Annotated in this window: 5 protein-coding genes; 3 read left to right on the forward strand and 2 right to left on the reverse strand. The window is 66.5% G+C overall.

Going from position 1 to position 4195, the window contains the following annotated elements; translation table 11 throughout:
- Together ASF58_RS27295 and ASF58_RS20060 are read right to left on the reverse strand one after the other, a co-directional pair.
- The coding region (locus ASF58_RS27295; RefSeq protein ID WP_156375817.1) for a CsbD family protein at positions 1-140 on the reverse strand (140 nt) is incomplete at its 3' end.
- Between the two features lie 278 nt (positions 141-418).
- Positions 419-1876: a helix-turn-helix transcriptional regulator gene (locus tag ASF58_RS20060; RefSeq protein WP_055956721.1), complete on the reverse strand. Its 1458-nt coding sequence runs from the start codon at positions 1874-1876 to the stop codon at positions 419-421.
- Between the two features lie 629 nt (positions 1877-2505).
- On the opposite strand from ASF58_RS20060, the gene exbB reads away from it, so the two are divergent.
- The 3 genes from exbB to ASF58_RS20075 are packed head-to-tail and all read left to right on the forward strand — an operon-like array spanning position 2506 to position 4161.
- Positions 2506-3492 (forward strand): tonB-system energizer ExbB, encoded by a 987-nt coding sequence (gene exbB, locus ASF58_RS20065; RefSeq protein WP_082513203.1) that lies wholly within the window; start codon positions 2506-2508, stop codon positions 3490-3492.
- 4 nt (positions 3493-3496) lie between these two features.
- On the forward strand, positions 3497-3934 hold the full coding sequence (gene exbD / locus ASF58_RS20070) for a TonB system transport protein ExbD (protein ID WP_055956715.1): 438 nt from the start codon (positions 3497-3499) through the stop codon (positions 3932-3934).
- Positions 3931-4161 (forward strand): hypothetical protein, encoded by a 231-nt coding sequence (locus ASF58_RS20075; protein ID WP_055956718.1) that lies wholly within the window; start codon positions 3931-3933, stop codon positions 4159-4161. Before exbD ends, ASF58_RS20075 begins: the two co-directional genes overlap by 4 nt.
- The last annotated feature ends 34 nt before the right edge of the window (positions 4162-4195 follow it).

Raw genomic sequence — 4195 nt, forward strand, 5'->3', positions numbered from 1 at the left:
AGGTTCTCCGCAGCGCCCTGCGCCTCGCGGGCACGGCCCTCGAGCGCGTCCCGCTTCGAGCCGGTGAGGTCGCCCACCGCGCCCTGAACCTTGCCGCCAAGCTCCTTGGCGGTCCCCGTGATGCGATCCGTGTTGACCATGATCATTGTCCTTGCTGTGCGCGCTTCGTGACGCGTGGGTGTGTGACGGTGCGAGCGACGGGAAACGCCGCCGCCAATCTCCCTGGCCCCAGAACCGGATCGCTGGTGGGCCATTGCGAGCCCGGGCCGGGCTCCCGGTCGGCCTGTCGCCGATCCGCTGCGGATCGGTGAGGGCTGAGGTCTCGGCGGTGGAGCCCTCAGCCCCCTTGCCTGATCGGGGAGATGGCCCTTCTCACCGACGTATCAATAGTTAGAAAATACCAGTAAACTGGGTTTTTCTACCCGGACGATGCGGTCGGGAATCCGTTGTTGCGCCCCCAGACGATGGCCTCGGACCGCTTGTGCACGTCGAGCTTCCGATAGAGGGCCGCCGCGTGGTTGCGCACCGTGTTCTTGGACAGGTTCAGCCGTTTGGCGATGACCTCGTCCGAGAGTCCGGCACAGATCAGGTCCAGGATCTGGCGCTCGCGCACCGTCATGTTGGGTGAGACCGCATCCTGATGGCCGGCACCGGGTTGGCGCAGATGAGCCAGCTTCTCGATCAGTCCGCGGCTGAACCAGGAGGTGTCGGCCATCACGGCCTCGATCGCCTCGAACAATTCGCGCTCGGTTCGCTTGCGCTCGGTGATGTCCTGCAGAACCAGGAGGACGAAGACCTCCGCGCCGATCTCGACCCGCTCCGCCGAGACCAGGCAATCGAGGCTGCTCCCATCCTCATGGTGCAGACAAACCTCCAGGCCGAGGACGTAGCCGGTGCGCACCAGGGCTGTCTCGAACCGGTCCCGCTGGGGCTCCGAGACCCAGAGGTCGAGATCGCCCGGCGTGCGGCCAGTGACTGTCTCCGGGCCGAAGCCGAAGACGCGGGTGAAGGCTTCGTTCACGCCGGTGATTGTCAGGCTTTCGGCGCGGGCCAGAAGGGTCGGCACAGGGGTCAGGCGGAACGCCTTGGCGAAGCGCTCCTCGCTCTGACGCAGCGCGGTCTCGGCCTTCCGGCGCAGTTCGAGGTCGGCGAAGGTGAAGAGCATGCAGGGCTCGTCGCCGAGTTCCATCGGCTGCCCGGCCACGATGACGAAGCGGGTGCCGCCATCGGGCAGGTCGAGGCAGGCCTCCATCTGCGGAATGGTGCCGCCCTCGTTGAGCCGGGAGATTGCCAGATCTCGGTTGCGGGCGTTGGCCAGCACGTCGACCTCGTAGACGCTGCGGCCGATGACGGCGTCGCGGGTGTACCCGGTCATCTCCAGGAAGCCGAGGTTGACCTTGACGAAGCGCAGGTCGGCGAGCCGGCAGATCACGGCGGGTGCGGGGTTGGCGTTGAAGGTGGCCTCGAAGCGGGCCTCGGCTTCGAACTGGTCGGAGACGTCCTTCAGGATGAGAGCGAGACAGCTCGGCTGGCCCTCGCGATCGGTCGCAACCAAGCTGCGCAACGAGTGCACGTAGTCGGCATCGGGACGGTCGGTGCGCGTGACCTCGACGATGACGTCGTGGAAGCGTTCGCCGGAGACGACCCGCTCCATCGGATATTGGTTCGGCGCATGGTTGTTGCGATAACGCAGCGCGAAGCGCTCACGGTAGGCATCGACCGTTCCGCCGAGTTCCTCCAGGCTCTCGGCGCCGTGCATGGCCAGCGCCGCCGCGTTGGCGTAGGCGATGGTTTGGTCAGGCTCGACCAGGATCACGCCCTCGCTCAGTCCGGCAACGATCTGCTGGAGTTCATGCCTGTCGACGCCAAGTGTCACCGGGACTTCCATCCACTTCGATCAAGTCCGGCCGTAACCTGCCTGCGCGAAGGCCGGTTCCGACAGGGGCCGGCGAATGTCTGGTATATCCGGATCATTGACGTGAACGTGATCGATCATCTGCCGCGAGCGTAGCTGCAAGCCACCTCAAGAAGTGGGTCGGGGCGGTGCCGGTCAGGGACCGCGAACGGAACGCGAGGCTGTAGCGGACCGAGAACTGCGATGGTCTCAAGATGTGGCGCTGGAAGAGCGTAATCGGCGGATGCCCCATCGCGATCGTTGAATCCGGATCACCACCATCGGCCGCGCATAGGCGGTCGTCGAGTTCCGGCCCCACGGAATCGTCGTGATCGCGAACCGCACTCTCCCCGACGTGGTGGGCTGCAGCCTCCAGGGAGCCCGCGGACCATAGCCCAGGGTTCTCCCGAGAGCCGGGGACGCGCACCTGCCACAAAGACACCGGGCTCTGGGACGCGCTCCACCGGGGGCCTCGGGTCGTCGGCGCTCCCGCGAAAGACCACGGGAAACCTTCAGCAATCCGAAAATTGCGGGAGGGCCGTGGCAGATTGCGCGTCTCGTCCCACAGAGCCTTCGAAGCACTACGGTGACTGCAACGAAGGTTCAGCGCGATGACGGTGACGACGGCCTTTCAGGAACCCGGTTCGGCGAACGGTCCGCGGCGTGGAAACGCCCTGACCATCACAGGCCTGATCCTGATGGGGGCGCTGGCGATCACCACGCCGGCAGCGGCGCAGGACGTCGGGTCACCAGCGGCCGCTGTGTCGACCGGCGTCGCGCCCGCCGAGGGCCTGGCGGGCGCCCCCGCGGTACCCACGGCGTCCCCGCCCGCGTCCGTTGCGTCAGAGCCCGGCGCGACGAGCGCGCAACTGCCGGCCTCGAACAAGGCGGCCGGGGTCGCCCACGACTTCTCGCCCATTGGCATGTTCCGCACTGCGGACGTCGTGGTGCAGGCGGTGATGGTCACCCTTCTCCTGGCGTCGGTGGTCACCTGGGCCATCTTCCTGGTGAAGACGCTGAGCCTGACCCTCGCCAAGCGGCAGATCCGGTCGAGCCTCACGGCGTTGCGGTCGGTTGGTAACCTGCCGGAGGCGAACGAGCAGATTCGCCGCGGTGTCGGAGCGCTTCTACTGGTCGAGGTCGAGGGTGAGGTCGTGCTCTCCCAGGGACTCCCGAGCGAGGGCATCAAGGAGCGGGCCGCCATCGCGCTCACCCGGATCGAGGCCAGGGTCGGCAAGCGGATGGCCTCCGGAACCGGAATTCTGGCGACGGTCGGTTCGATCGGACCCTTCGTCGGCCTGTTCGGCACCGTGTGGGGCATCATGGGCAGCTTCATTGGCATCGCCAACTCGAACACCACCTCCCTCGCCGTGGTGGCGCCCGGTATCGCCGAAGCGCTGCTTGCCACCGGGATCGGCCTCGTCGCGGCGATCCCCGCGGTGGTGATCTACAACGCGCTGACGCGCTCCATCACCGGCTATCGGGCCCTGGTCGGCGACGCCGTCGCGCTGGTGATGTGCCACCTGTCGCGCGACCTCGACACGCGCGAGACGGTCACCTACGGCCGCCCGTCCAATCTGCGCCTGGCCGCGGAGTAGGCGCATGGCCGTCAAGTTGGGATCCAGCGACGGCGGCGACCTCGTCGAGAGCGCCGAGATCAACATCACGCCGTTCATCGACGTGATCCTCGTCCTGATGATCATTTTCATGGTGGCGGCGCCGCTCTCGACCGTCAGCGTCCCGGTCGAGTTGCCAACCTCCTCCGCGCCGCAGCAGCCGCGTCCGGACAAGCCGGTCTACATCAGCATCAAATCCGATCTCTCCGTCACCTTGGGAGAGGACGCGGTGGCCCGGACGGATCTCGGCGCGGCCCTCAACGAGGCGACGAAAGGCAACAAGGATGAGCGCATCTTCTTGCGTGCCGACAAGGGCGTACCCTACGGCGAACTGATGCAGGTGATGAACCTGCTGCGCGGCGCAGGCTACCTCAAGGTCGGCCTCGTCGGTCTCGAGGAGACGGCCGGCGGAGCGCAACCATGATGCATCCACCGCCTGAAGCCTTTCTTCAGGCCACCGAGAAGCGTCGCGCGGAGCTGGAACGGTCCCAGTCGTCCGGGCTGCTCCGGTTCCTGGGCTGGACGGTAGCCGTCCTCCTGATGCTGATGGTCCATGTCGGGCTCTACCTTGCTCTGACGCATGTCCGTCGTCAGATGATTTGGGACATTCAGCGGTGTTCAGGAGCGGAGGCTCTGGTCCATCTGGGGTGAGAGGTTAGGCAGCCTGCGCGTGATGGCGCAAGCG

It is taken from the genome of Methylobacterium sp. Leaf125, from assembly GCF_001423085.1.
In the GTDB taxonomy this organism is placed as follows: Bacteria; Pseudomonadota; Alphaproteobacteria; order Rhizobiales; family Beijerinckiaceae; genus Methylobacterium.